We start from the raw sequence: 26,654 nt of genomic DNA, 5'->3' as shown, positions 1-26,654 counted from the left end.
TCCATGACCCCGCCCACCGCCTCTCATGATCCGTACGCCGAGCCGTACGGGGACGAGGGCGACCAGCCGCTGGTACGTCCGTACGCGATGACCGGCGGCCGGACGCGGCCGCGCTACCAGCTGGCCATCGAGGCGCTCATCAGCACGACGGCCGACCCGACGCAGCTCATGGGGCTGCTCCCGGAGCACCAGCGGATCTGCCACCTCTGCCGTGAGGTGAAGTCGGTCGCGGAGGTCTCGGCGCTGCTGTCCATGCCGCTGGGTGTTGCTCGGATTCTTGTCGCGGACCTCGCCGAGGCCGGTCTCGTCGCCATCCACCAGCCCGGTGGCGACGAGAACGCCGGTGGCGCTCCGGACGTGACGCTGCTCGAAAGGGTGCTCAGTGGACTTCGCAAGCTCTGACGGGGGTCGCGCGACGACCTCCGCCAAGATCGTGGTGGCGGGCGGCTTCGGCGTGGGCAAGACCACGTTCGTCGGCGCCGTCTCCGAGATCAACCCGCTGCGCACGGAGGCCGTGATGACCTCCGCGTCGGCGGGGATCGACGACCTGACCCACACCGGGGACAAGACCACCACGACGGTGGCCATGGACTTCGGACGTATCACGCTCGACCAGGACCTGATCCTGTACCTGTTCGGCACGCCCGGCCAGGACCGCTTCTGGTTCATGTGGGACGACCTGGTGCGCGGCGCGATCGGCGCGGTGGTGCTCGTGGACACCCGGCGCCTGGCCGACTGCTTCCCCGCGGTCGACTACTTCGAGAACTCCGGCCTGCCGTTCGTCATCGCCCTCAACGGCTTCGACGGCCAGCAGCCGTACAACCCCGAAGAGGTGCGCGAGGCCCTGCAGATTGGGCCCGACGCGCCGATCATCACCACGGACGCCCGGCACCGGGCGGACGCCAAGTCGACCCTGATCACCCTGGTCGAGCACGCCCTGATGGCCCGGCTGCGGTAGCCGGTACGGAGGAAACCAGCACACAAGTCATTCACGCCGTACGGCAGTTGTCGTAGCCGTCGGCGTAGACGCGGCGGAGCCGGCTGTGGTGTTTGACACGGTCGGCCCCGCTGTTCATAACGTTTAGACGTAGAAATCGGTCTGCGTCGACACGCGTCGCGGTCGCTCGGTGCCGCTGCGCGCACGGAAGCCCCGTCTTTTGGCGGGGCTCGCTCTTTTTGACCGATTTATCTGACGCTTACATCACGCGGAATCGTTGCTTTCCGATGTTTGGAAGAGCGGAGGTCCGCGTGCTGGAATGCCTGAACTGCCCAGTAGTCAAGGACGTACAGAACGACGTACAGGTTCATCGACAGGGCTCTGGAGACACCGCGGCACGACCGGGTGCCGGCGCCGAGAGGTTGTTGGTCGAGTGAGGCGAAGCAAGAACGGTCCCGAGCCGTCGGCACGGGGCAACTTCACCCCGCCGCCGCGCGGAGCGGCACCCGCACAGGTTTCCGGACCGGAACCGACGGCTGCGCCCAAGTCCGGCGGCCGCCTCTCCCCCCGGAACTGGCGCGTGCCCACCCGGCTGAACGCGATCCTCCTCATACCCGTGGGGGTCGGCCTGGTCATGGGCGGCTTCCAGGTGAAGAGCTCGATCGACACCTGGAACGAGGCCCGGGACGCCGAGAGCACCGCCCGCCTGGTGCGCGCCTCCCTCACCTACGCCGACGCCCTCTACCAGGAACGGGACGTCTCCGCCGCACCCCTGTTGCAGGGCAAGGGCGCCAAGGACTCCACCGTCGTCCAGGTCCGCGCCAACACGGACAAGGCCGCCGACGCCTTCGACCAGGCCGCCAAGGGCATGCCGCACAAGCCGGGCCTGGAGCGCCGGCTCGCCATCTTCCGCAAGTCCGAGACCGGGCTCGTCCCGCTGCGCCAGGCCGCGTACACCTCCAAGCTCACCGGCGTGCAGACCGAGGAGGGCTATGTCGAGGTCGCCCACCCGCTGATGGAGTTCGCCAACGAGCTCGGCCTCGGCACCGGCAACATCACCAGCTACGGCCGTACCGTCTACGCCATCTCGCTGACCAAGGCGGCGCTGTCGCTGGAGCGGTCCATCGGCACGCATCTGCTGATCAAGCCGGGCACCTCCGAGGACAGCCTGGGCAAGCAGCGGGTGGCGCTCTCCTCGTACGCCTACCTGGAGAACATCGCCGTCGAGGAGTACATCGGCGGCGGCACCGAGCAGGACGCCGCCAAGCTGGACGCCGCCAAGTCCCAGCTGAAGGCGGACGGGCAGGAGCAGGCCAAGAAGGCCGCCGAGGCGGCCGCGGCCCAGGGCGAGACCTACGTCCCGCCGCCCACCGACACCACCAAGATGGTCTCGGCGCTGGCCACCCTGCCCTCCACCGACGAGGCGGTCCGCGCCCAGCTCGCCACCAAGGGCATCACCGCGCAGAACTGGTGGGGGGTGAACACCCTCAAGTACGACGCCTACCGCAAGATCGAGTCGGACCTCGCCGACAACGCGGTGTCGGACGCCTCCGCCATCGCCGACGATGCCAAGCAGTCCGCGTTCATCACCGGCGGCATCGTGGTCATCGCCCTCCTGGCCGCGTTCCTGCTGGCCGGGCTCATGGCCCGGCAGATGAGCCGCTCGATGCGGCGGCTGCGCAACGCCGCGTTCGGCGTGGCCGAGCAGCGGCTGCCGATGCTGGTCGACCAGCTCTCGCGGACCGACCCCGGCCGGGTCGACACCCGGGTGGCACCCATCCCGATCACCACCACGGACGAGATCGGCGAGGTCGCCCGCGCCTTCGACCAGGTGCACCGCGAGGCCGTGCGGCTCGCCGCCGAGCAGGCCCTGCTGCGGGGCAACATCAACGCGATCTTCACCAACCTCTCGCGGCGCAACCAGTCGCTGATCGAGGGCCAGCTGACCCTGATCACCGACCTGGAGAACAACGAGGCCGACCCCGACCAGCTGGAAGCCCTCTTCCGCCTCGACCACCTGGCCACCCGTATGCGGCGCAACGGTGAGAACCTCCTGGTCCTCGCCGGCGAGGAGCCGGGCCGCCGCTGGGACCAGCCGGTCCCGCTGGTCGACGTGCTGCGCGCCGCCTCCTCCGAGGTGGAGCAGTACGAGCGCATCGAGCTGTCCGGCGTCCCCGAGGCCGAGATCCACGGCCGCGCGGTGACCGACCTCGTGCACCTGCTCGCCGAGCTGCTGGAGAACGCCACCACGTTCTCCTCCCCGCAGACCAAGGTCCGGGTGACCGCGACCCGGCTGCCCGACGGCCGGATCATGACCGAGATCCACGACAAGGGCATCGGTCTGACCGCCGAGGACTTCGCCGACATCAACCACAAGCTGGCCAACCCGCCCACCGTGGACGTGGCGATCTCCCAGCGCATGGGCCTGTTCGTGGTCGGCCGGCTCGCCGACCGGCACGGCATCCGGGTCCAGCTGCGCCCCTCGGGCGAGCAGGCCGGCACCACCTCGCTGGTCATGCTGCCGGACGCGATCACGCACGGCGGCGGGGGCGAGACCGGGCAGCAGGGCGGCGACGAGTTCACCGTCTCCCAGCTCATCCCCGAGCAGTCCTTCCCCGGCGAGAACTTCGACGGCCCGCAGCTGCGCACCGCCGCCGAACTCGGCTTCGACGACAGCCGCTACGCCGACGTCCCCGACGACCTCCGCGGCCTGGACCCGGTGGGCCGCTCCCTGGCCCGCGGCGAGCGCCGGGCCGCGCTGGAAGCGCAGACCCAGGGCGAGCCCGCCGCTGAGAGCCCCGAGCACGCCCAGGCGCAAGCGCAGCCGTACCCGGACGACTTCACCGCGCAGTACGAGGCCCAGCAGCAGTCCGCCTACGACAACGGGCAGGGCGGCCGGGAGGGCCAGAACGGCACCTACCCGGAGACGCCCGCGGCTTACGCGGCGGAGCAGGGCTACGCCGACCCGGCCACCGGCTACGACCAGCAGCGGCCGGGCTACGACCGCCAGGACGCGTACGAGCAGCCGCAGCAGCCCGCGTACGGCGAGACGTACTTCGCCCAGGGCACCGCTCCCGCCCCCGGCGGGGAGTTCCCGGTGCACGGCGGCTACCCGGAGCAGGCGTATGCGGAGCCCGCCCAGGACACGCAGGCGCCCACCGGAGCCTCGGCCTCGGACACGCGTACGGGTCTCGACAACGGCGCCTACCAGGAGAACTGGCCGAAGCAGGACGAGTTCTCCGGCGGATATCACTCCGACTACGCTCCGGAAACGGAATCCTCGCAGGCCGCTGACGTGGCCGAGCCCGACCGCGTAGGCTTCGACCGTCCGGGGCCGGCCCCCACCGCCGGCCACCAGCTGACCGACGCCGGACTGCCCCGCCGCGGCACCACCGCGAGCGGTGCGAACGGCGCCGGGGCGCGACAGCGGACGGCGGCACCCGAATCGCCGGCGGCGCCGGTGGAGCCGGGCGGCGACTGGCGCTCGGCCAACGACGAGCGCTGGCAGCACGCCTCCCAGCTCCGCAAGCCCAAGGCGGGCGGGGTGACCGCCTCCGGGCTGCCGCGCCGGGTGCCCAAGGCGAACCTCATGGAGGGCGCCGCGGAACCCACCGAGCAGGGGGGCCCACAGGTCTCCCGCGCCCCCGAGGACGTACGGGGCAGGCTGAGCAACCTGCGCCGGGGCGTCCAGCGGGGACGCAGCGCAGGAAGTGACAAGAACGGCCAGGCCACAAGGAATGAGCACAGTGGTCCTGACAGCACCTACAACCAGGAGCGTTAGTGTGAGCCCGATGAGCCAGGCGGCACAGAACCTGAACTGGTTGATCACCAACTTCGTGGACAACACCCCGGGGGTGTCCCACACGGTGGTGGTCTCCGCCGACGGCCTCCTTCTGGCGATGTCCGAAGGTTTCCCCCGCGACCGCGCCGACCAGCTGGCGGCCGTCGCGTCGGGTCTGACCTCGCTGACCGCGGGTGCCTCCCGCATCTTCGAGGGCGGGAGCGTGAATCAGACGGTTGTGGAGATGGAGCGGGGATTCCTGTTCATCATGTCCATCTCCGACGGCTCCTCCCTCGCGGTTCTCGCACACCCGGAGGCGGACATCGGCCTCATCGGGTACGAGATGGCCCTCCTGGTGGACCGTGCCGGTACGGTGCTGACACCCGATCTCCGTGCGGAGCTCCAGGGGAGCCTTCTCAACTGACAAACGGACCGTGCGTCTTGGCGTCCCGGGGCCGTAAGGTTTCGGGACGCGGCTTCCACAGGGTTGGGTGCCCGGCACAGTCGGAGGAGGAGAGATCGTGACAACACCCCCAGGCGGTTCGCCTTCGCAGAACTGGTCGTACGGCCCCCAGCAGGGCCACGGCGACGGTTCGGGGCACCGGTACGACTTCCCCTCCACCCCCCGGCACGGCTCGCCGTACCCGCCGCAGGGTCCCGGTCCGTCACCGTACGACCAGCCCTCGGCACCCCGCATCCAGCCCGTGCAGCCGCAGCGACGCACCCCCGAGCCGGCGCCCGCGGGGGCGTCGAACCCCCTGGTGCGCCCGTACGCCATGACGGGCGGCCGCACCAGGCCCCGCTACCAGCTCGCCATCGAGGCGCTGGTGCACACCACCGCGCAGCCGCACCAGATGCAGGGCCAGCTGCCCGAGCATCAGCGGATCTGCCAACTCTGCCGGGAAATCAAGTCGGTCGCCGAGATCTCGGCCCTCCTGACGATCCCTCTCGGCGTGGCCAGGATCCTCGTCGCCGACTTGGCGGAGGCGGGCCTGGTCGCCATTCATCAGCCCGGCGGCGACGAGAGCGCCGGCGGACAGCCAGACGTGACTTTGCTCGAAAGGGTGCTCAGTGGACTTCGCAAGCTCTAGCGGAGGGCCTTCCCGCTCCACCACGTCCGCGAAGATCGTGGTGGCGGGCGGCTTCGGCGTGGGCAAGACCACGTTCGTCGGCGCCGTCTCGGAGATCAACCCGCTGCGCACAGAGGCCGTCATGACGTCCGCGTCGGCCGGCATCGACGACCTGACCCACACCGGGGACAAGACCACCACCACGGTGGCCATGGACTTCGGCCGCATCACCCTCGACCAGGATTTGATCCTGTACCTGTTCGGCACGCCCGGCCAGGACCGCTTCTGGTTCATGTGGGACGACCTGGTGCGCGGCGCGATCGGCGCGGTGGTGCTCGTGGACACCCGGCGCCTGGCCGACTGCTTCCCCGCGGTCGACTACTTCGAGAACTCCGGCCTGCCGTTCGTCATCGCCCTCAACGGCTTCGACGGCCAGCAGCCGTACAACCCGGACGAAGTCCGGGAGGCGCTGCAGATCGGCCCCGATGCGCCGATCATCACGACGGACGCGAGGCATCGCGCCGACGCGAAGTCGACGCTCATCACGCTCGTGGAGCACGCGCTGATGGCGCGGCTCCGGTAGCGCACAGCGGCTACCGGTTCCCCGGGGGGGCGCAACGGCTTCCGGGCTGCCCCCGGAGGCGGGTTGCCGACTGCGGGCCCGTCGTGGTTGATCGCGCAGTTCCCCGCGCCCCCAGAAGGCTGGGGGCGCCCCCCTGCTTTTGAGGGGCGCGGGGAACTGCGCGAGAAGTCCCCACCCACCCGCACCCCCCGACGAAACCCCACCCACCCAAGCTCTCCCGGGGTCCAAGGGGCGGAGCCCCTTGTAAGGGATGGGAAGGGTAGGGGCGGCGGGGGCGAAGGAAATGAGGGCGCGCCCACAGGCACCACGAAAAAGGGCCCCTCCGCATCGCTGCGGAGGGGCCCTTCTCGTTGGGCGTGGGGTCAGCGCCAGCTGTGGGGCGCGCGGAAGCCGTTCTCGCGCTCCAGCCGACGCCAGCCGGCCCGCGCGCGCCCACGGTGCCCGGCAGCCGCCGGCTCCTGCCGGGCCGCCGCCCGGGCCAACAGCACCGCCGTGATCGCCGCGACTTCCTCGGGCCCGGCGTGCCCCTTCTCGACGCGGATGTCAGGAACGTTCATGGTCTTCAGTCTCCGTGAGGAAGGTGTCCGCAGCGTTACTGCGGCGGGTTGCCGTGCTTGCGGGAGGGCAGATCGGCGTGCTTGGTCTGCAGCATCGCCAGCGACTTGATGAGCACTTCACGCGTCTCGGTGGGGTCGATGACGTCGTCGACCAGTCCGCGTTCGGCCGCGTAGTAGGGGTGCATCAGCTCGGACTTGTACTCCTTGACCATGCGCGCCCGCATGGCCTCGGGGTCCTCGGCCCCGGCGATCTGCCGCCGGAAGATGACGTTGGCCGCCCCCTCCGCGCCCATCACCGCGATCTCGTTGGTGGGCCAGGCGTAGGTGAGGTCCGCGCCGATGGACTGGCTGTCCATGACGATGTACGCGCCGCCGTAGGCCTTGCGCAGGATCAGCGAGATCCGGGGCACGGTGGCGTTGCAGTAGGCGTACAGCAGTTTGGCCCCGTGCCGGATGATGCCGCCGTGCTCCTGGTCGACGCCGGGCAGGAAGCCGGGCACGTCCAGGAGGGTCATGATCGGGATGTTGAAGGCGTCGCACATCTGCACGAAGCGCGCGGCCTTCTCGCTCGCCTCGATGTCCAGCACGCCGGCCAGGACCTGGGGCTGGTTGGCGATGATGCCGACGACCTGGCCGTCGAGCCGGGCCAGCGCGCACAGGATGTTGCGCGCCCAGCGCTCGTGGACCTCCAGGTACTCGCCGTCGTCGACGAGCTCCTCGATGACCTTGGTCATGTCGTAGGGCCGGTTGCCGTCGGCCGGGACCAGGTCGAGCAGGGTCTCGGAGCGGCGGTCGGCGGGGTCGGAGCACTCGGTGCGCGGCGGGTTCTCCCGGTTGTTCTGCGGGAGGAGGGAGAGGAGGTACCGCACCTCGGCGAGGCAGGTCTCCTCGTCGTCGTAGGCGAAGTGGCACACCCCGGAGGTCTCGGCGTGCACGTCGGCACCGCCCAGGCCGTTCTGGGTGATCTCCTCACCGGTGACGGCCTTGACCACGTCGGGCCCGGTGATGAACATCTGCGAGGTGTCGCGGACCATGAACACGAAGTCCGTGAGCGCCGGGCTGTAGGCCGCGCCGCCCGCGCAGGGGCCGAGCATCACGCTGATCTGCGGGATGACACCGGAGGCTTTGGTGTTGCGCTGGAAGATGCCGCCGTAGCCGGCGAGGGCGGAGACACCCTCCTGGATACGGGCGCCGGCGCCGTCGTTCAGCGACACCAGCGGGGCACCGGCCGCGATGGCCATGTCCATGATCTTGTGGATCTTCGTGGCGTGGGCCTCGCCCAGCGCACCGCCGAAGATCCGGAAGTCGTGGGCGTAGACGAAGACCGTACGGCCCTCCACCGTGCCCCAGCCGGTGATGACACCGTCGGTGTACGGCTTCTTGGCCTCCAGGCCGAACCCCGTCGCCCGGTGCCGCCGCAACTGCTCGACCTCCTGGAAGGAACCGGGGTCCACCAGCAGCTCGATCCGCTCCCGGGCGGTCAGCTTGCCCTTGGCGTGCTGCGCCTCGGTCGCCTTCTCACCGGGGCCCGCCAGCGCCTGCGCACGGATCTCGTGCAGCTCGGCGACCCGGCCGCGGGCATCCGCAGGTTCGCCGGTGGGTTCGCCCGTCGTCTCTTCCAAAACGGTCATGTAGTGACCTTACGAAGCCGACCGGCGAAAGCGAGCCGTCGACTCCGTACAGTCTCCGGGGCGTTTTCCTGGTGCGACTGAACAGAACCCTACCGGGATGCAGCCGTTTCGACTGCTCAGAGGGGTTCGGCGTTGTAGGGGGCGCACAAAGGACGACAGGGAGAGCGTGCTCACATTCGGTCCGCCCGCATGCCCGCACCGGAGTGACGGGCGACGCCCGACCGGGGGCACGGGAGGGGCCGGCCGACGCCCGGCGGTCGACACCGGGGCGCTCTCGGCGGACCGATCGTACGGAGTCCGGGGCGACTTCGCCGAAACGGCCCCGACGATGTTGAACCTTGAACAGAATGGGTCTACCGTACAAGTACGGAGTTGTTAAATCTTCAACCAATTGAGGAGTGCGCCATGGGTATCTTCGGCCGCGGCAACGACGAGACCACCTCTGCCGCGGGCACCGCGGCGGCCGGCCCGGACCTCGCCGCGCTCACCGGCGACTACACCATCGACCCCGCCCACTCGTCCCTCGCCTTCACGGCGCGGCACGCGATGGTGACCAACGTCAAGGGCAGCTTCAAGGAGTTCGAGGGCTCGTTGCACCTCGACGGGAGCGATCCGGCGAAGTCGACGGCCACGATCGATGTGACGATGGCCAGCATCGACACGGGGTCCGCCGACCGGGACGGGCACCTGCGCAGCGGTGACTTCTTCAAGACGGAGGAGTTCCCGACGATGACGTTCCGTTCGACGGCGGCGGAGGCGGTGGGCGGGGACGACTACCGGATCACGGGGGACCTGACCATCGTGGGCGTCACCCGGCCGGTGACGATCGACCTCGAGTTCAACGGGTCGGCGACGGATCCGTTCGGGAACGAGCGGGTCGGGTTCGAGGGGCGGGCGGAGATTCTGCGGTCGGAGTGGGGGTTGACGTACAACGCGGCGCTCGAGGCGGGTGGGGTGCTGGTGTCCGACAAGATCAAGCTCTTGTTCGACATCTCGGCGATCAAGCAGGCCTGAGCGTGAGCGGGGGCGCTCGCGCCCCCGGCCGTCCTTGAACGCCCGCCCTCCACTCCCCGTTCCGGGGAGGGCGGGCGTCGGGCCGCCCAGGCCCTTTTCCTCGCCCCCGCCGCCCCTACCCTTCCCGTCCCCCAGGGGCTCCGCCCCTTCGACCCCGGGGGGAGGGGAGTTCGGGGTGGGTGGGAAGGGCGCCTGAGAGCTCGGGTGGGTGGGGTTCATCGGCGGGTGCGGGTCCGTCGTGGCTGGTCGCGCAGTTCCCCGCGCCCCTAAAACAAGGGCGCTGATCGCGCCCCCGCGGCGCAGCCGCGCAAAAGACACAGCCCCGCGCCCCTCACGGGGCGCTGGACGCACCCCCCGAGACAGGACCCGTACCCCCCCCACCACGTACTGCCCGCAGGCGCCGTACGACCGGAGTGGGGCGTGGGGGTGCGTCGCAGTCCGTCGCGTAGCTCGTCGCAGCAGACGCGCACCCGTCCCGGGATACGGCCGTATGTCAGCCCGGCGACGGACTCGACGCACCCCCACGCCCCCGACCCCACAACGCAACCCCACGCGCACGGTCAGAAGTCGCCGCCTCCCCCTCCGAAGTCACCGCCCCCGCCGAAGTCGCCGCCACCACCCCCGAAGCCGCCACCGAAGTCGCCCGGGTCGAAGTCGGAGCCCGAGACGTCGCCGCCCTCGTAGCCGCCGCCGAAGCCACCCCCGTAACCGGCGTCTCCGTAGCCGTAGCCATAGCCGCCGCCGTAGTACGCGCCGTACCCCGGCCCCGCCATCAGGCCGCCCAGCATCGTGCCGACCAGCAGCCCCGGCAGCAGCCCTCCGCCGAAGTAGCCGCCCGCCCACGGCCCGTACGCCGGACCCGCGTCCCAGTACGGGCGGCGCCCCCAGTCCGTCTCCACCTCCCGCACCATCGGCTCCCGCCCGTCCGCCAACCGCGCCCGGTCCGCCGCGCACACCGGCACCCGGCGCGGCGCGCCCCCCGCCGGCACCCACTCCACGTCGTCGACCGACGGCCCGTGCCGCGGGTCGAAGAAGCACGGCGGACGCCGCTCCGGCAACGGCCGCCCCTCCCGCCGCGCGGCCAGCCGCGCGAGCGAGAACCGGCCGTCCTCCAGCGCCTCGGTCACCCCCCGCACGTCCTCCGGGCGCCGCGCGCCCGCCATCGCCGACTTCGCCTGCTCGTACGCGTCCAGCGCGCGCCCGTAGTCGGCGCGCATCGCGTCGTCCGCGCCCCGTTCGCCCGGCCGGAAGTCCAGCCGGTCGAGTTCCTCGCCGAACGCGGTGATGTCCTCGTCCACGACCACCCGCAGCCGCTCCAGCGCGGCGCGCTGCTCGTTCTCGCGCCGGCGCCGGTTGCGGCGGGTGAGCGCGTAGGCGCCCGCGCCCGCGACGACGACCACCGCACCGAGGGCGATCAACGCGGTCGACGACGCGCCGCCGGCGTCGCCGTCGCCTCCCCCACCGCTCCAGCTCGACGGGGCGTGGCCGCCGACGTTCGCCAGGGCGCGGTCGGTGAAGTCGGTGAGCTGGGCCTTCGCGTCCTCGCCCTGCACGCTGGTGACCAGGTTCCGCACGGCGGTGTTCGGCAGCACGGAGGAGTCGGCGCGGGCGTCGAAGCGGTCGCCGAGCCGGACGCCGTACAGGCCGGTGATGCCGGTCGCCGTGCGCAGGTTGGTGAACAGGTTCCGGGTGGGGAAGTCGGCGGGCAGCACGGCAATGAAGACGGGCTTGTCCGCGTCCTCGATTCGGTTGGCGAGGTTGTGGGCGTCCGCCGCGGAGATCTGGTCGGAGGCGGCGGGGTCCACGTAGACGGGGCTCTTGCGCAGGGCCGCGGCGATGGTGGACACGTCGGTGGCGGCGTGGGCGCGGGGCGCGAAGCCGGCGGTGAAGAGCACTGCCAGGACGGCCGCGAGCAGGGCCACGGGGTGGGCCCGAGGGGCTCGGGCCGGTGGGGAGGTCATGAGGGCGGGGTACCCGGAACGACGCGAAACGTACGTACGGTTTCTGGGCGACGGGTGCGCGTGGGGTTGCGTTGTGGGGTCGGGGGCGTGGGGGTGCGTCGAGTCCGTCGCCGGGCTGACATACGGCCCTATCCCGGGACAGGTGCGCGTCTGCCGCGACGAGCTACGCGACGGACTGCGACGCACCCCCACGCCCCACTCCGGTCGCACGGCGCCTGCGGGCAGTACGTGGTGGGGGGCCTCGTGGCGGGCGGAGGGGGCGCGACCAGCGCCCCGTCCTCAGGGGCGCGGGGAACTGCGCGACCAGCCACGACGCACCCGCACCCGCCACGAACCCCACCCACCCGAGCTCTCAGGCACCCGGAGGGGCCGGGCCTACCGGCCCACCGCCCCGTACGCCCGCGTGAGCTCGCTCACCGCCTCCCCGTACCGCCCACGAAGCACCGCATGATCCGCCGCGGCGAACGGCTTCGCCACCGCCTCGTCCATCCGCGCCCCGATCCGCTGCTGCACGAGGAGGCGGGCCGCGGTCACCGCCTCCCGGCCCAGCCGGTCGGAACCCCTCCGGTCGGCGGCCTTCGCCGCGGCCGCGAGCGCCCGCAGGGTGCCGAGCCCACCCCGCGACACCTTCGTCCGCGTGGTCAGCCCCCACCCGTACGGGAACTGCGGGTCGTACGCCGCGTCACCGACGTTGATCGGCAAGTGCGCCTCGGACTTCGGCCATGTCACGGGCAGCTGCCCGGTGAACGGCCGGCGTCCGTACAGGACGTCGGCCACCCCGTCGCCCTCCGTCCCCGGCAGCCAGGAGGCCACCAGCGCGTCGGTCTCCCCGAGGATGTCCCCGACGAGCTGCGGGCGCCCGGAGACGACCAGCACGACGCACTTCATCGCCGCGCACACCTTGTGCACCGCCGCCGTGTCGGCCGCCGTCAGCTCCAGGTCGTTGCCGTTGCCGACGTCGCCCACGCCCTCGGCGTACGGGGTCTCGCCGACGACGACCACCCCGACGTCGTACCCGGACAGGGACGCCGACGCGTCCTTGGAGTACGTGACGTGCCCGCCGGCGTCGCGCATGCCGTCGAGGACCGTCGTGCCCTTGGTGATGTCGCCGGAGGAGCCCTGCCAGGTGATGGTCCAGCCGCCGGTCTGGTTGCCGAGGTCGTCGGCGTTGGAGCCGGCCACGTACACCTTCTGGTGCCGGGACAGGGGCAGGACGTCGTGCGCGTTCTTCAGCAGCACCTGGGACTCCGCCGCCGCCTGGCGGGCCACCGCGCGGTGGGCGGCGGAGCCGATGCGGGAGGCTCCGCTCGTGTCGGCGTAGGGGTGCTCGAAGAGGCCCAGTCTGAACTTCTGGGTGAGGATGCGGGACACCGCGTCGTCGATGCGGCGCTGGGTGACGCGGCCGGCCTTCACCTCGTCGACGAGCGTGCCCGTGAACTCCTTGTAGGTGTACGGGACCATCGCCATGTCCACCCCCGCGTTGACGGAGGCGCGGACGTGGGCCGCGTTGTCGCCGGGGAGCTGGTCGATGCCGTTCCAGTCGCTGATGACGAAGCCGTCGAAGCCCATCCGGCCCTTGAGCACGCCGGTGAGCATGTCGGCGCGGGCGTGCATCTTCACCGGGCCCTGGCCGTCGCCGACGACGTCGAGCGAGGAGTACGACGGCATGACCGTGCCGATGCCCCGGTCGACGGCCGTCTCGTACGGCGAGAGGTGGACCGCCTCCAGCTCGGAGCGGGTGACCGTGGTGACACCCTGGTCGATGGTGTACGTGCCGGTGGTGGAGGAGCCGTAGGCGGTGCCGCCGTCGCCGACGAAGTGCTTGGCGGTGGCCAGCACCTTGTCGTCGCGGTCCAGGTCACGGCCGTCGGCGCGGCCCTGGAGGCCCTGGATCACCGTCTCCATGGACTTCACCAGGGCGGGGTCCTCGCCGAAGGACTCGTACGAGCGGCCCCAGCGTTCGTCGCGGGTGACGCAGAGGCAGGGGGCGAAGTCCCAGGGGACGCCGGTGGCGCGGACCTCGGCGGCCGTCACGTCGGCGGTCCGCTCCGCGAGCGCGGGGTCGCGGGTGGCGCCGAGCCCGATGTTGTGCGGCATGATCGTCGCGCCGGTGAGGTTGTTGTGGCCGTGGACCGCGTCGACGCCGTAGATGAGCGGGATCTGGAAGCGGGTGGCCTGGGCGCGGAGCTGGAAGCCGTCGATCATCTTCGCCCATGCCGCGGGGGTGTTGGGCGTGGGGGTGGAGCCGCCGCCGGAGAGCAGGGAGCCAAGCGCGTAGGTGGCGATGTCGCCGGGGGCGGTCATCGCGCCGCGCTCGGCCTGGGTCATCTGGCCGGCCTTCTCCGCCAGGGACATGCGGGAGACGAGGTCGGCGACGCGCTTCTTGATCGGCAGATGGGTGTCGAGGTACGGGAGGCCATGGGCGTCCACCACCACCTGCGGAGTGTCCGTGGGCGGTTTGGCGCCGGTGACTGTGAGCTTGAGGGGGATCGTTTCCGCCGACTCGGCGGAGCGGTCCTTCAGGGTGCGGACGTGGACGGTGCGGGCCGTGCCCGAGGCGGTGCCGGCCGGGAAGGTGAGCTCTCCGGTGGCCGGGGCGTAGTCCTTGCCTGCGGTCGCGGTGCCGGTGGGGTCCGTGGTGTATCCGACGGTCACGGGCTCGTCGAGGGGCGCGGAGCCGGTGGTGGCGACCGTGATCCGCACGTCGGCCGTGCGGCCCTCCTTCACCGGGTACACGGCGGCGTCGGTGGTGACCCAGGCGCGCAGCGACTGGTCGGCCTTCCCGTACAGCTCGACGTCGTCCATGGCGAAGTCGCCCTTGAGACCGACAGGGAGGGTGAGGGCGTAGCCCCACATCGCGGTGAGGTCGAGGACCTGGTCGATGCCGCCGACGGGCTGGTAGTCCGTTCGATAGGTGAAGTCGGTGAACGGCAGTTCGATCTGTTTCCAGCCGGTGAAGTCGTCGGTGAAGGAGGTCGTCCAGAGTTCGGAGGCCTCGCCGTTCGCGCCGCCGTCCTTGATCTCGAACGGGATCTTCTTGCCGGTGTTCCGGCCCTCCCACCACAGGCGGATCCCCTTGTGGGCCGACCAGTCGTGGGCGGGCCGGTCGGCCGCGAAGTCGTGGGTGAAGCCGCCGTAGCCGGAGATGTCGTAGCCGCCGGTGAGGACCTTGTCGCCCTCGGGCGCGTCCTCGCGGGCGGTCAGCGCGAGGGTGGGCGGGTCGTCGCTGTCGCCGCCCCAGGTGAAGATTCCCTCGGCCGGCTGGGCGGCGAAGGGGACCTCGCCCTCGAAGCGGTCGACGGGGACGGGGGCGGGGTCGTCGGCGCCGGAGGCCGTTCCGGCGGCGCCGAGTGGGAGGAGGGCGGTGAGCAGGGTCGCGGAGGCGAGCAGGGCGGTTCTTCGCAATGGACCTTCCCCTTGGCTCTCGTAAGGGCCGCGCGGCTCCCGGGTCCTCCCGTGAGCCCTGGGGTCCCTCGTGTGCTCTCAAGACTTAGATCACGGCGTGAGTTAACTGGCGTACCGGAAGGGCGTCAAGATGGCGGGCCACAACTGGTGCACAGTCATCTCATGGCCGGGGCGGGCGAGTTGTCGGTTCAAGTGGTGAACGCGTGACCCCTTGACGTGGGCCCTCCGTCGTCATTTACTCACGGCTCGCACGCCTTCTTCCCCCACTCCCCGAAGGGCGGCGACCATGCGGAGACCCCTGCGCGCGGCCCGGCTGCTACTGGCCGGACTGCTCACCACCGCCGGACTGACCACCGCCTCGCTGACCGCCGCGGCCCCGCCCGCGCACGCGGCGGGCGAGTCGGTGACGGCCTGGCTGACCACGACGGACGACGACGGCGGACGGCACGTCGTACGGGGCCTGGAGCCGCAGACGCCGTTCGCCTTCCAGTCCGGCACCGGCGGCGGTGGGGAGAACATCACCGTCGACGAGAACACCCGCTACCAGACCTTCACCGGCGGCGGCGCCTCGTTCACCGACACCGCGGCCTGGCTGATGAACAGCAGCGGGGCGCTGAGCCAGGCCGCCCGGGACGCGACCATGCGGAAGCTGTTCTCGCCGACGGACGGGATCGGGCTGTCCTTCCTGCGCAACCCGATGGGCGCCTCGGACCTGGCGCGGTTCGGCTACACGTACGACGACGTGCCGGCCGGGCAGAGCGACCCGGACCTGTCCGAGTTCTCGATCGCCCATGACCTCGCCGACGTGGTGCCGCTGACCCGGCAGGCGCTGGGGCTCAATCCGGCGCTCACCGTGATGGCCTCGCCGTGGACCGCGCCCGCCTGGATGAAGGACAGCGGACAGCTCAACGGGGGCTGGCTGAAGGCGGAGGACTACGGGGCCTACGCCTCGTACTTCGTGAAGTACCTCCAGGCGTACCAGGACCAGGGCGTGCCCGTGCGGTACGTGACGGCGCAGAACGAGCCGACGTGCTGCTCCGGCTATCCGTCGATGAGCTGGAACGCCTCCGGGCTGGCGTACTTCACCAAGAGCGAGCTGCTGCCGAAGCTGGCGGCGGCCCAGCTGCCGACGAAGGTGCTCGCGCACGACTGGAACTGGGACGTCTACGACGGGTACGCCGCCCAGACGGTGGACGACGCGGCGGTCCGCTCCCACCCCAACTTCGGCGGGATCGCCTGGCACGGGTACGGCGGCGACGTCGGCAAGCAGACGTCCGTCCACAACCAGTACCCCTCGCTGGACGCCTTCGGCACCGAGCACTCCGGCGGCACCTGGATCGCCAACCAGCAGCGCGAGGACATGCACAACATCGTGGACTACACCCGCAACTGGGCGAAGTCGGTGACCAAGTGGTCGCTGGCGGTGGACCAGGACATGGGGCCGCACAACGGGGGCTGCGGGACCTGTACGGGGCTGATCACCGTGCACGACGGGGACGCGCGCTCGGGGCAGGTCGACTACACCGTCGAGTACTACGACATGGGGCACCTGACGAAGTTCGTACGGCCCGGCGCCCAGCGGATCGCCTCGACGGCGTCCTTGACCGTGCCCAACGTGGCGTGGCGGAACACGGACGGCTCCAAGGCGCTGCTCGCCTACAACGACGGAGCGGCCGCGAAGACGGTGACGATCAACTGGGGCTCGCAGCACGCCACTTACTCCCTGCCGGGGCGGACGTCGGCGACGTTCACGTGGTCCGGGACGCAGGCGGGCGGCGGGGACCTCTCGGGGGCGTTCGTGGGGCTCGCGGGCAAGTGCCTGGACGTGGCGGGGGGTTCGTCCGCCGACGGGACGGCGGTGCAGCTGTACGACTGCAACGGGTCCGCGGCGCAGCGGTGGACGGTGGGGGCGGACGGGACGGTGCGGGCGCTGGGGAAGTGTCTGGACGTGGTCTCGGGGGCGACGGGTGACGGGGCGAAGGTGCAGTTGTACGGGTGCAACGGGACGGGGGCGCAGGGGTGGTCGTACAACGCGGCGACGGGTGACGTGGTGAACGTGGCGGCGGACAAGTGTCTCGACGTCACGGACAACTCGTCGGCGAACGGGGCGCGGGCACAGATCTGGTCCTGCACGGGGGCGGCCAACCAGAAGTGGGGCTTGCGGGGGTAGTTCTCCTCGCCCCCGTCTTTCAAAGGCGCGGGGAACTGCGCCGCCGGCCACGACGCACCCGCGCCCGCCGTACGTCCCCCGGCCCCCGGGCTCTGTCGCGCTCGCCCGGGGGTGGGAAGGGGGCCTCCCCTACTCCGCCGGGGTGACGCCTGCCCGGAGCAGGCCGTAGGCGTACGCGTCCTCCAGGGCCTGCCAGGACGCGGCGATGACGTTGTCGGCCACGCCGACCGTCGACCACTCGCCCGTGCCGTCGGACGTGGAGATCAGCACGCGGGTCGTGGAGCTGGTGCCGTGCTTGCCCTCCAGGATGCGGACCTTGTAGTCGACCAGCTCCAGCGCGGCGAGCTGGGGGTAGAAGCGTTCCAGGGCGACCCGCAGGGCGCGGTCCAGCGCGTTGACCGGGCCGTTGCCCTCCGCCGTGGCGACGATGCGCTCGCTCTTGGCCCACAGCTTGACCGTCGCCTCGTTGGCGTGGGTGCCGTCGGGGCGGTCCTCGACGATGGCCCGCCAGGACTCCGTGCGGAAGTACGTCAGCGGCTTGCCGGCCACCTCCTCGCGCAGCAGCAGTTCGAAGGAGGCGTCGGCGGCCTCGTACGTGTAGCCCTTGAGCTCGCGCTCCTTGACCCGCTCGACGACGCGGCCGACCAGCTCGCGGTCGCCGCCGAGGTCGATGCCGAGCTCCTTGCCCTTGAGCTCGATCGAGGCGCGGCCGGCCATGTCGGAGACCAGCATCCGCATGGTGTTGCCGACCAGTTCGGGGTCGATGTGCTGGTACAGATCCGGGTCGACCTTGATCGCGGAGGCGTGCAGTCCGGCCTTGTGGGCGAAGGCGGAGACACCGACGTAGGGCTGGTGCGTGGAGGGCGTGAGGTTGACGACCTCGGCGATGGCGTGGGAGATCCGGGTGGTCTCGCGCAGCTTGCCGTCGGGCAGGACCTTCTTGCCGTACTTCAGTTCCAGCGCGGCGACGACGGGGAACAGGTTGGCGTTGCCGACGCGCTCGCCGTAGCCGTTGGCCGTGCACTGTACGTGGGTGGCGCCCGCGTCGACGGCCGCGAGGGTGTTGGCGACCGCGCACCCGGTGTCGTCCTGGGCGTGGATGCCGAGGCGGGCCCCGGTGTCGGCGAGGACGGTGGCGACCACGGCCTGGATCTGCGCGGGCAGCATGCCGCCGTTGGTGTCGCACAGGATGACGACGTCGGCGCCGGCCTCGGCGGCGGCCCGTACGACGGCCTTGGCGTACTCGGGGTTGGCGCGGTAGCCGTCGAAGAAGTGCTCGCAGTCGACGAAGACGCGGCGGCCCTGGGAGCGCAGGAAGGAGACGGTGTCGCTCACCATGGCGAGGTTCTCGTCCAGGGTGGTGCGCAGGGCGAGTTCGACGTGCCGGTCGTGGGACTTGGCGACCAGCGTGATGACCTCGGCGCCGGAGTCCAGCAGCGCCTTGACCTGCGGGTCCTCGGCGGCCTTGGTGCCGGCCCTGCGGGTGGCGCCGAAGGCGACGAGCCGGGCGTGCCGGAAGTCGATCTCCTGCCGGGCGCGGGCGAAGAACTCGGTGTCCCGGGGGTTGGCGCCGGGCCAGCCGCCCTCGATGAAGCCGACGCCGAAGTCGTCCAGGTGCCGTGCGATGGCCAGCTTGTCCGCGACGGTGAGGTTGATGCCCTCGCGCTGCGCGCCGTCGCGCAGGGTGGTGTCGAAGACGTGGAAGGAGTCGTCGAGTTCGCTGGGTTCCGTCGTCATGGTGTCAAGGCTCCTGTACTGGATCTCGGTCTGTTCCGGAATGACCGGCTCCGCCGCCCCCCATGGTCCCTCGCGCTCTCTCCCCGGCATGCGGTGGGCCGGGAAAAACGAAAAACCCCTCGCGGGTGCGAGAGGTCTGCGCGCGGGTCGAGGACGACGGTGTCCGCCCGTACCTGGTCGTACGAGGCGGTCACTGCGGACCGGCGCGCCTGCTGCCAATAATCATGGCGAACGAGAGCACGGGGGCATTTTGGCACAGCGCGCACCCGTAACCCACCGCCGTCTCAGGATGCGGGCGTGGGCGTGGCCGGATCCCGCCGGTGGGGCGGCGGGATCCGTCGGGAGACGGCCGGGTCAGCCGATGCGGCGCATCCAGCCGTGGGTGTCCTCGCTGACGCCGCGCTGGAGGCTGAGCAGGGCCTCGCGGAGCCGGGCGGTGACGGTGCCGGGGGTGCCGTCGCCGTGGGTCCACTCGCCGCCCTTGGTGCGGACGGTGCCGATCGGGGTGACGACGGCGGCGGTGCCGCAGGCGAAGACCTCGGTGAGGGCGCCGGAGGCGGCGTCCGCGCGCCACTGCTCCAGGGTGATCACGCCCTCCTCGGCGGTGTAGCCGAGGTCCCGGGCGACGGTGAGGAGGGAGTCGCGGGTGATGCCCTCCAGGATGGAGCCGGTCAGCGCGGGGGTGACGATGCGGTCGCCGTAGACGAACGCGATGTTCATGCTGCCGGACTCCTCGACCTTGGTGCGGGTCACCGCGTCGAGGTAGACGACCTGGTCGCAGCCGTGCGCGGCGGCCTCGGCCTGGGGCAGCAGGGAGGCGGCGTAGTTGCCGCCGGTCTTGGCGTCGCCGGTGCCGCCGGGAACGGCGCGGACGTGGTCCTCGGAGACCCAGATGGTGACCGGCTTGACGCCGCCGGCGAAGTAGGCGCCGGACGGCGAGGCGATCAGCATGAACAGGTACTCGTTGGCCGGGTGGACGCCGAGTCCGGTCTCGGAGGCGAACATGAACGGCCGCAGGTAGAGCGACTCCTCCCCGCCGTGCGGCGGGACCCAGGCGGAGTCCTGGGAGAGCAGCGCGTCCAGGGCGGCGAGGAACAGCTCCTCGGGCAGCTCGGCCATGGCCATGCGGCGGGCGGAGGTGCGGAAGCGGCGGGCGTTGGCCTCGGGGCGGAAGAGCGCGACGGAGCCGTCGGGCTGCCGGTAGGCCTTGAGCCCCTCGAAGATCTCCTGGCCGTAGTGGAGCACATGGCTGGAGGGGTCGAGGGAGATCGGCCCGTAGGGGACGAGCTGGGCGTCGTGCCAGCCGCGGCCCTCGGTCCACCGGATGGTCACCATGTGGTCGGTGAAGTGGCGGCCGAACCCGGGGTTGGCCATGGCCGCCTCCCGCTCGGCGGCGGAGAGCGGGTGGGCGGAGGGCTTGAGCTCGATCGTGGGCGTCGTCATGAGTGGTCTGTCCTTCACCGGTCGTGTGTGACGGGCCGCGCTCACGTCCGTACCGCTCGTCACGGTTGGTAGGACGTCCGAGCATTCCCTCATGCCGCGGCTCCGCGTTCGATTATCGCAAGAGCAGGACCGTGGATGAAATGGACGAAACGGCGTGCATGCGGCCCTTGGGCGTGCCCAGGGTGGATAGATGGTGACACCCGGCGAGGGCATGGAAAAGCCGCCGGGTGCGGATGCGACCCGACGGCCTTCTCGTCCCTGTCTTCAGGGAGTGTGGAGTGGCCCGGGTCAGCCGGCTACTCGCGCGACGAGGGCGTCGCCGATCTCGGCGGTGGAGCGGGCGGGCCCGCCGACGCGCTCCGCGAGGTCGGCGGAGACGGCCTCCTCGATGCGCACGGCCTCGGCCTCGTACCCGAGGTGGCGCAGCAGGAGGGCGACGGAGAGGACGGTGGCCGACGGGTCGGCCTTGCCCTGGCCCGCGATGTCGGGCGCCGAGCCGTGCACCGGCTCGAACATGGAGGGGTGGCTGCCGCCCGGGTTGATGTTGCCGGAGGCGGCGACCCCGATGCCGCCGGAGATGGCGGCGGCCAGGTCGGTGATGATGTCGCCGAAGAGGTTGTCGGTGACGATCACGTCGAAGCGCTCGGGCTGCGTGACGAGGTAGATCGTCGCCGCGTCCACGTGCATGTACTCGGTGGTGACGTCGGGGAACTCCTCGGCCACCTTGTTGAAGATGTTCGTCCACAGGTGCCCCGCGAAGGTGAGCACGTTGTTCTTGTGGACGAGCGCGAGCTTCTTGCGCGGGCGGGCCTGCGCCCGGGCGAAGGCGTCCCGCACGACCCGCTCGACACCGAACGCCGTGTTGACGGAGACCTCGGTGGCGACCTCCTGGGGGGTGCCCTTGCGAATCGTGCCGCCGTTGCCCGTGTACGGGCCCTCGGTGCCCTCGCGGACGACCACGAAGTCGATCTCCGGCTGGCCGGCGAGCGGGGTCTGCACGCCCGGGAGCAGCTTGGAGGGCCGCAGGTTGACGTGGTGGTCGAAGGCGAAGCGGAGCTTGAGCAGGAAGCCGCGCTCCAGGACACCGGACGGCACGGACGGGTCGCCGATCGCGCCCAGCAGGATCGCGTCGTGCGTCTGGAGCTGCTCGAGGTCGGCGTCGGTGAGGGTCTCACCGGTGGCGTGGTAGCGCCGGGCGCCGAAGTCGTACTCCTTCGTCTCCAGCTTCACATCCTGCGGAAGCACGGCGGAGAGCACCTTGAGGCCTTCGGCCACGACCTCCTGGCCGATGCCGTCGCCGGGGATGACTGCGAGATTGAGGCTGCGAGACATGGCGTCACGGTACGCCATGTCTTAGAGCGTGACATGGGGTGTCCGTAGTGTGGACGGGGAGCCGTCCCATCGTGTCATGTGCCGTTCACCCGTACGACGACCCGATGTCGACGTCCGCCGGGAAAGGTTCTGGTCATGGAGCTGAGCATGGCTGAGCAGTACGCGTATCTGCGGGCCCGGTTGTCCCGGCGGCGGGTTCTGGTGACCGCGGGGGCCGTGGCCGGTGGGGCGCTGGCGGGGTGTTCGGGGACGGTGAGTTCGGACCCGGTGCCGAAGGCCTCGCCGTCGGTGCACGGATCCGTGGTCGCGCCGTTCGGCCGGCATCTGGCGTTCGGGAGCGATCCCAGGACCCGTATGCGGATCTCCTGGCAGGTGCCGTTGGCCGTGCACAGGCCGTTCGTGCGGATCGGGGTACGGCCCGACGAGCTGAGCCACCGGATCGAGGCCGAGGTGCGGGCGCTGCACACGCCGGGGGTGCCCGGGGAGCGGGTGGCGGTGGACCAGTACTACGTGCACGCGGCCCTGGACGGGCTGACGCCCGGCACGACGTACCACTACGGCGTCGGACACGACGGCTTCGACCCGGCCGCGGCGGACCGTCGCGCCACCCTCGGCACCTTCCGTACCGCGCCCGCGCGGCCGGAGGCGTTCACGTTCACCGCGTTCGGGGACCAGGGCGTGGGCGAGCACGCGGCGCTCAACGACCGGCTGCTGCTGCGCCGGAACCCCGCCTTCCACCTCCACGCCGGTGATCTCTGCTACGCCGACACGACCGGCCACGGCAAGGAGACGGACCTCTACGACCCCCGGCTCTGGGACACCTTCCTCGCGCAGACCGAGTCGGTGGCGAAGTCCGTTCCCTGGATGGTGACGTCCGGCAACCACGACATGGAGGCGTGGTACTCCCCCGACGGCAACGGCGGCCAGGCGGCGCGCTGGTCGCTGCCGGACAGCGGCTTCGACCCGCGCCGGGCGCCCGGGGTGTACTCGTTCGTGTACGGCAACGTGGGCGTCGTCGCGCTGGACGCCAACGACGTGTCGTACGAGATCCCGGCCAACCTCGGCTACACGGAGGGCCGACAGACCCGGTGGCTGGAGCGCCGGCTGGGCGAACTGCGCGCGAACCCGGCGGTCGACTTCGTCGTCGTCTTCTTCCACCACTGCGCGTACTCGACGTCGACGCACGCGTCCGACGGCGGGGTGCGTGCCGCGTGGCTCCCGCTGTTCACCAGGCACCGGGTGGACCTGGTGATCAACGGGCACAACCACGTCTACGAGCGCACGGACGCGATCCGGGACGGCGAGGTCGGGCGGGTCGTCCCCGTCGGCGGGGACACGGACCCGACCCGGGACGGGATCGTGTACGTGACGGCGGGCGGCGGCGGGAAGGACCTGTACTCCTTCCCGACGGGCGTGCCGGACAGCTACGAGAACGCGGTCGCCGACCGGGAGGCCGTGCGCACCTTCCACTGGACCAGGGCGCGTGAGCGGCACGCGGACACGGTGGAGTGGTCGAGGGTTCGCTACACCGGCTTCTCGTTCCTGTCGGTACGGGCCGACCCGGGGCCGCGCCCCCGGCTGACGGTCTCCGCGCTCGCCCAGAACGGCAGGCGCATTGACCACTTCACCGTGCGGCGCGGGGGTGGGTGAACGGGGGGTGTGACAGGGCTCAGTGGCCCGTCTGGCCGCCGTTGTCCCGGCGGTCGAGAGCGCGCTGGAGGGCGGCGGCGGCGTTCTTGCGGTCGGTGTCCGTCGTGCGGGGGTGACGGATGCGGCGGCGGGTGGTCGTCTCGGCCATGGGGAATCGACTCCTCAGCCAGCGGTGGGAAAAGCGACGTGGCGCCAAAAGGGGCGGGGGGCGCGTGCCGCAGGGGTGGCCTGCGTGAGGCACGGCTCACAGCCGCCCTTCGCTTGGTCGAGCGAGACGTTCGGCTCCTACAAAAGTAGGCGAGAGAAAGCGGTGTGTCTGCACAATTACTTGGGCTTCCTACTATCTGAGACGGGGGTGGGGCTGAGCTGGGGTAATGCGGGACGTTTTCCTCGCCCCCGCCGCCCCTCCCCTTCCCGTCCCCCAGGGGCTCCGCCCCTTCGCCCCCGGGGGAGCGGCGCCTGAGAGCTCGGGGGGTGGGTTCGTGGGCGGGTGCGGGTGCGATGTGGCTGGTCGCGCAGTTCCCCGCGCCCCTAAGAAGCGCGGCAAAGCCGCGCAAAAAACACAGCCCCGCGCCCCCGACACCACAACCCCACCCCATGCGCGCCAAGGGCGCCCCCCAACCAAAAAAAGGGGGGCGCCCCAAGGCAACAACGGGCGTCAGCCCATGTGCGGGTACGCGTAGTCCGTCGGCGGAACCAGCGTTTCCTTGATGGCCCGCGTCGACGTCCACCGCATCAGGTTCTGCGGCGCGCCCGCCTTGTCGTTCGTCCCCGACGCGCGCCCACCCCCGAACGGCTGCTGCCCCACGACCGCACCCGTCGACTTGTCGTTGATGTAGAAGTTCCCGGCCGCGTACCGCAGCTTCTCCATCGTGTACGCCGCCGCCGCCCGGTCGCCCGCGATGACCGACCCGGTCAGCGCGTAGTCCGACACGGACTCCATCTGCGTCAGCATCTCGTCGTACGCCTCGTCCTCGTACACGTGCACCGCGAGCACGGGCCCGAAGTACTCCGTCCGGAACACCTCGTTCTCCGGATCCGTGCACTCGATGACCGTCGGCCGCACGAAGTACCCCACCGAGTCGTCGTACGTCCCTCCCGCCACGATCGTGCAGGTCGGGTCCTCCTTCGCCCGGTCGATCGCCGCCTTGTTCTTCGCGAACGACCGCTCGTCGATGACCGCGCCGACGAAGTTGGCGAAATCCGTCACGTCACCCATGGTCAGGTGGTCGACCTCGGCCGCGAACTCCTCCTTGAAGCCGCCGTTCCAGATCGACGCCGGGATGTACGCGCGCGAGGTCGCGCTGCACTTCTGGCCCTGGTACTCGAAGGCCCCGCGCGTCAGCGCGGTCTTGAGCACCGCCCGGTCCGCCGACGGGTGCGCGACCACGAAGTCCTTGCCGCCGGTCTCGCCCACGAGCCGCGGATACGTCCGGTACGTGTCGATGTTGTTGCCGACCGTCTTCCACAGGTACTGGAACGTCGGCGTCGACCCGGTGAAGTGGATCCCGGCCAGGTCACGGTGGTTCAGGGCGACCTCGGAGACCTCGACGCCGTCACCGGTGAGGAGGTTGATGACGCCCGCCGGCAGCCCCGCCTCCTCCAGCAGCTCCATGAGCAGCACGGCGGCCAGGGTCTGCGTCGGCGACGGCTTCCACACCACCACGTTCCCCATCAGCGCGGGCGCGGTCGGCAGGTTGCCGGCGATCGCGGTGAAGTTGAACGGGGTGATCGCGTAGACGAAGCCCTCCAGCGGACGGTGGTCCATGCGGTTCCACACGCCCGGGGAGTTGGCCGGCGGCTGCTCGGCCAGGATGCCGCGCGCGTAGTGCACGTTGAAGCGCCAGAAGTCGACGAGCTCGCAGGGGCTGTCGATCTCGGCCTGCTGGGCGGTCTTGGACTGCCCGAGCATCGTCGCGGCGGCGAGCTTCTCGCGCCAGGGGCCGGCCAGCAGCTCGGCCGCGCGCAGGAAGATGGCGGCGCGGTCGTCGAAGGACAGCGCGCGCCAGCCGGGCGCGGCGGCGAGCGCCGCGTCGACGGCGTCCTGCGCGTCCTGCCGCGTGGCGTGCCGGAACGTGCCGAGCACGGCCTTGTGGCGGTGCGGCTGGACGACGTCGAAGGGCTCGCCGCCGCCCATCCGCTTCTCCCCGCCGATGGTGCAGGGCAGCTCCGCCGGGTTCTCGGCGAGCTCCTTCAGCCTGGCCTCGAGCCGCGCCCGCTCGGCCGAACCGGGGGCGTAGCCGTGCACCGGCTCGTTGACGGGGGCGGGGACCCGGGTCACAGCGTCCATGGTGTCCGTAACTCCTTGTGTGAGCGGTGGTGAGCGGTGTTCCGCGGAAACAAGCGTGGGGGGGGCGGTTCAGCCCCTACTGGCCATCGACCGCACGAAGAACCGCAGGTTGGCCGGCTTCTCGGCGAGACGCCTCATGAAGTACCCGTACCAGTCCGTCCCGTACGCCGTGTACACCCGCATGCGGTGGCCCTCCGCCGCCAGCCGCAGGTGTTCCTCGCCGCGGATGCCGTAGAGCATCTGGAACTCGTACTCGTCGAGCTTGCGTCCGGCGCGCCGGGCCAGTTCCTGGGCGATGGAGATGAGGCGCGGGTCGTGCGACCCGACCATCGGGTACCCCTCGCCCTCCATCAGGGTCCGCAGCACGCGGACGTACGCCTTGTCGGTCTCGTGCCGGTCCTGGTAGGCGACCGAGGCCGGCTCCTTGTACGCGCCCTTGACCAGCCGCACCCGGCTGCCGCTCGCGGCGAGCCGGCGGGCGTCGGCCTCGGTGCGGAAGAGGTACGCCTGGATGACGCAGCCCGTCTGCGGGAAGTCCCGCCGCAGTTCCTCGTGGACGGTGAACATCGAGTCGAGGGTGGTGTGGTCCTCGGCGTCCAGCGTGACGGTGGTGCCGATCGCGGCGGCGGCCTCGACGACCGGGCGGACGTTGGCGAGCGCCAGCTCGTGCCCGCCGGGCAGGGACTGGCCGAACATCGACAGCTTGACGGACATCTCGGCGCGCGCGCCGAGCTCCAGCGGCTCCAGCCGGCCGATCAGCTCCAGGTACGCGTCGCGCGCGGCGGCGGCCTGCTCGGGGGTCGTGATGTCCTCGCCGACGACGTCCATGGTGAGCGCGAGGCCCTTGCCGGTGAGGTCGCGGATGACGGGCACGATGTCGTCGACGGTCTCCCCGGGGATGAACCGGTCGACGACCGGCCGGGTCACCGGGGCGGCGGAGACCAGCCGGCGCAGTCGGTCGCTGCGCGACGCGGCGAGAATCACGGGACCCAGCACGGGGCACCTCCACAAGAACACACACGCCAGGAGCCGTGCCCGGGGGGTCCGGGTACGGCACGGGGAACCACCGTGAAACCTAGGGATTCCCGCGTTT

At 71.1% G+C, this 26,654-nt stretch carries 19 protein-coding genes; 9 read left to right on the top strand and 10 right to left on the bottom strand.

The genetic code is table 11. The features are described from left to right. The first annotated feature begins 3 nt into the window (after window positions 1-3). The 6 genes from OIE12_RS23715 (at window position 4) to OIE12_RS23690 (ending at window position 6,371) form a co-directional block, all read left to right on the top strand. Window positions 4-402, top strand: coding sequence for a DUF742 domain-containing protein (locus tag OIE12_RS23715; protein ID WP_030382515.1), 399 nt, complete (start codon window positions 4-6; stop codon window positions 400-402). Further along, the gene (locus tag OIE12_RS23710) at window positions 383-958 is read left to right on the top strand and encodes a GTP-binding protein (RefSeq protein WP_006139629.1); all 576 of its coding nucleotides are present in this window, start codon (window positions 383-385) and stop codon (window positions 956-958) included. The genes OIE12_RS23715 and OIE12_RS23710 overlap by 20 nt, the downstream gene beginning before the upstream one ends. A gap of 412 nt (window positions 959-1,370) precedes the next feature. Continuing rightward, window positions 1,371-4,718 carry a sensor histidine kinase gene (locus tag OIE12_RS23705; RefSeq protein ID WP_329138517.1) on the top strand — a complete coding sequence of 1,116 codons (3,348 nt, stop codon included), beginning with the start codon at window positions 1,371-1,373 and terminating at the stop codon, window positions 4,716-4,718. 10 nt (window positions 4,719-4,728) lie between these two features. Next, window positions 4,729-5,142: a roadblock/LC7 domain-containing protein gene (locus tag OIE12_RS23700; RefSeq protein WP_004983065.1), complete on the top strand. Its 414-nt coding sequence runs from the start codon at window positions 4,729-4,731 to the stop codon at window positions 5,140-5,142. Window positions 5,143-5,239: 97 nt separating this feature from the next. Further along, the gene (locus OIE12_RS23695) at window positions 5,240-5,809 is read left to right on the top strand and encodes a DUF742 domain-containing protein (protein ID WP_329138515.1); all 570 of its coding nucleotides are present in this window, start codon (window positions 5,240-5,242) and stop codon (window positions 5,807-5,809) included. After that, complete coding sequence (locus tag OIE12_RS23690) at window positions 5,790-6,371, top strand: GTP-binding protein (protein ID WP_329138513.1); 582 nt, start codon at window positions 5,790-5,792, stop codon at window positions 6,369-6,371. Before OIE12_RS23695 ends, OIE12_RS23690 begins: the two co-directional genes overlap by 20 nt. Window positions 6,372-6,733: 362 nt before the next feature. Here OIE12_RS23690 and OIE12_RS23685 read toward each other — a convergent pair whose 3' ends face one another. Together OIE12_RS23685 and OIE12_RS23680 are read right to left on the bottom strand one after the other, a co-directional pair. After that, window positions 6,734-6,928 (bottom strand): acyl-CoA carboxylase epsilon subunit, encoded by a 195-nt coding sequence (locus tag OIE12_RS23685; protein ID WP_030383499.1) that lies wholly within the window; start codon window positions 6,926-6,928, stop codon window positions 6,734-6,736. 35 nt (window positions 6,929-6,963) lie between these two features. Continuing rightward, window positions 6,964-8,559 (bottom strand): acyl-CoA carboxylase subunit beta, encoded by a 1,596-nt coding sequence (locus OIE12_RS23680; RefSeq protein WP_329138510.1) that lies wholly within the window; start codon window positions 8,557-8,559, stop codon window positions 6,964-6,966. Window positions 8,560-8,964: 405 nt separating this feature from the next. Between OIE12_RS23680 and OIE12_RS23675 the strand changes: the two genes are divergently transcribed. Further along, window positions 8,965-9,573 (top strand): YceI family protein, encoded by a 609-nt coding sequence (locus tag OIE12_RS23675; protein ID WP_329138509.1) that lies wholly within the window; start codon window positions 8,965-8,967, stop codon window positions 9,571-9,573. Window positions 9,574-10,133: 560 nt separating this feature from the next. Here OIE12_RS23675 and OIE12_RS23670 read toward each other — a convergent pair. Together OIE12_RS23670 and OIE12_RS23665 are read right to left on the bottom strand one after the other, a co-directional pair. Beyond that, the gene (locus OIE12_RS23670) at window positions 10,134-11,534 is read right to left on the bottom strand and encodes a hypothetical protein (protein ID WP_329138507.1); all 1,401 of its coding nucleotides are present in this window, start codon (window positions 11,532-11,534) and stop codon (window positions 10,134-10,136) included. 375 nt (window positions 11,535-11,909) lie between these two features. Further along, window positions 11,910-14,939, bottom strand: coding sequence for a glycoside hydrolase family 3 protein (locus OIE12_RS23665; RefSeq protein WP_329138505.1), 3,030 nt, complete (start codon window positions 14,937-14,939; stop codon window positions 11,910-11,912). A 286-nt stretch (window positions 14,940-15,225) separates the two neighbouring features. Here OIE12_RS23665 and OIE12_RS23660 point away from each other — a divergent pair, with 286 nt between their 5' ends. Then, window positions 15,226-17,109: a ricin-type beta-trefoil lectin domain protein gene (locus tag OIE12_RS23660; protein WP_329138503.1), complete on the top strand. Its 1,884-nt coding sequence runs from the start codon at window positions 15,226-15,228 to the stop codon at window positions 17,107-17,109. Between the two features lie 129 nt (window positions 17,110-17,238). Here OIE12_RS23660 and cimA read toward each other — a convergent pair whose 3' ends face one another. The 3 genes from cimA to OIE12_RS23645 form a co-directional block, all read right to left on the bottom strand. Continuing rightward, window positions 17,239-18,846, bottom strand: coding sequence for a citramalate synthase (gene cimA, locus OIE12_RS23655; protein ID WP_329138502.1), 1,608 nt, complete (start codon window positions 18,844-18,846; stop codon window positions 17,239-17,241). Window positions 18,847-19,200: 354 nt separating this feature from the next. Further along, window positions 19,201-20,289 (bottom strand): branched-chain amino acid aminotransferase, encoded by a 1,089-nt coding sequence (locus OIE12_RS23650; RefSeq protein WP_329138500.1) that lies wholly within the window; start codon window positions 20,287-20,289, stop codon window positions 19,201-19,203. A 288-nt stretch (window positions 20,290-20,577) separates the two neighbouring features. Next, the gene (locus OIE12_RS23645; RefSeq protein ID WP_329138497.1) at window positions 20,578-21,621 is read right to left on the bottom strand and encodes a 3-isopropylmalate dehydrogenase; all 1,044 of its coding nucleotides are present in this window, start codon (window positions 21,619-21,621) and stop codon (window positions 20,578-20,580) included. A gap of 147 nt (window positions 21,622-21,768) precedes the next feature. Here OIE12_RS23645 and OIE12_RS23640 point away from each other — a divergent pair, with 147 nt between their 5' ends. Continuing rightward, window positions 21,769-23,271 (top strand): purple acid phosphatase family protein, encoded by a 1,503-nt coding sequence (locus OIE12_RS23640; RefSeq protein WP_329138496.1) that lies wholly within the window; start codon window positions 21,769-21,771, stop codon window positions 23,269-23,271. 19 nt (window positions 23,272-23,290) lie between these two features. Here OIE12_RS23640 and OIE12_RS23635 read toward each other — a convergent pair whose 3' ends face one another. The 3 genes from OIE12_RS23635 to OIE12_RS23625 all read right to left on the bottom strand — a co-directional run bounded on the left by OIE12_RS23635 (window position 23,291) and on the right by OIE12_RS23625 (window position 26,557). Next, window positions 23,291-23,419: a hypothetical protein gene (locus OIE12_RS23635; RefSeq protein ID WP_106969815.1), complete on the bottom strand. Its 129-nt coding sequence runs from the start codon at window positions 23,417-23,419 to the stop codon at window positions 23,291-23,293. A 510-nt stretch (window positions 23,420-23,929) separates the two neighbouring features. Then, window positions 23,930-25,561, bottom strand: a complete 1,632-nt coding sequence (gene pruA, locus OIE12_RS23630) for an L-glutamate gamma-semialdehyde dehydrogenase (protein ID WP_329138493.1) — start codon at window positions 25,559-25,561, stop codon at window positions 23,930-23,932. 69 nt (window positions 25,562-25,630) lie between these two features. Then, the gene (locus OIE12_RS23625; RefSeq protein WP_329138491.1) at window positions 25,631-26,557 is read right to left on the bottom strand and encodes a proline dehydrogenase family protein; all 927 of its coding nucleotides are present in this window, start codon (window positions 26,555-26,557) and stop codon (window positions 25,631-25,633) included. Between the last annotated feature and the right edge of the window lie 97 nt (window positions 26,558-26,654).

This window comes from Streptomyces sp. NBC_00670, assembly GCF_036226765.1.
In the GTDB taxonomy this organism is placed as follows: domain Bacteria; phylum Actinomycetota; class Actinomycetes; order Streptomycetales; family Streptomycetaceae; genus Streptomyces.
Note: the sequence above shows the minus strand (reverse complement) of the source record. Positions and strands in the feature narration are given on the sequence as shown.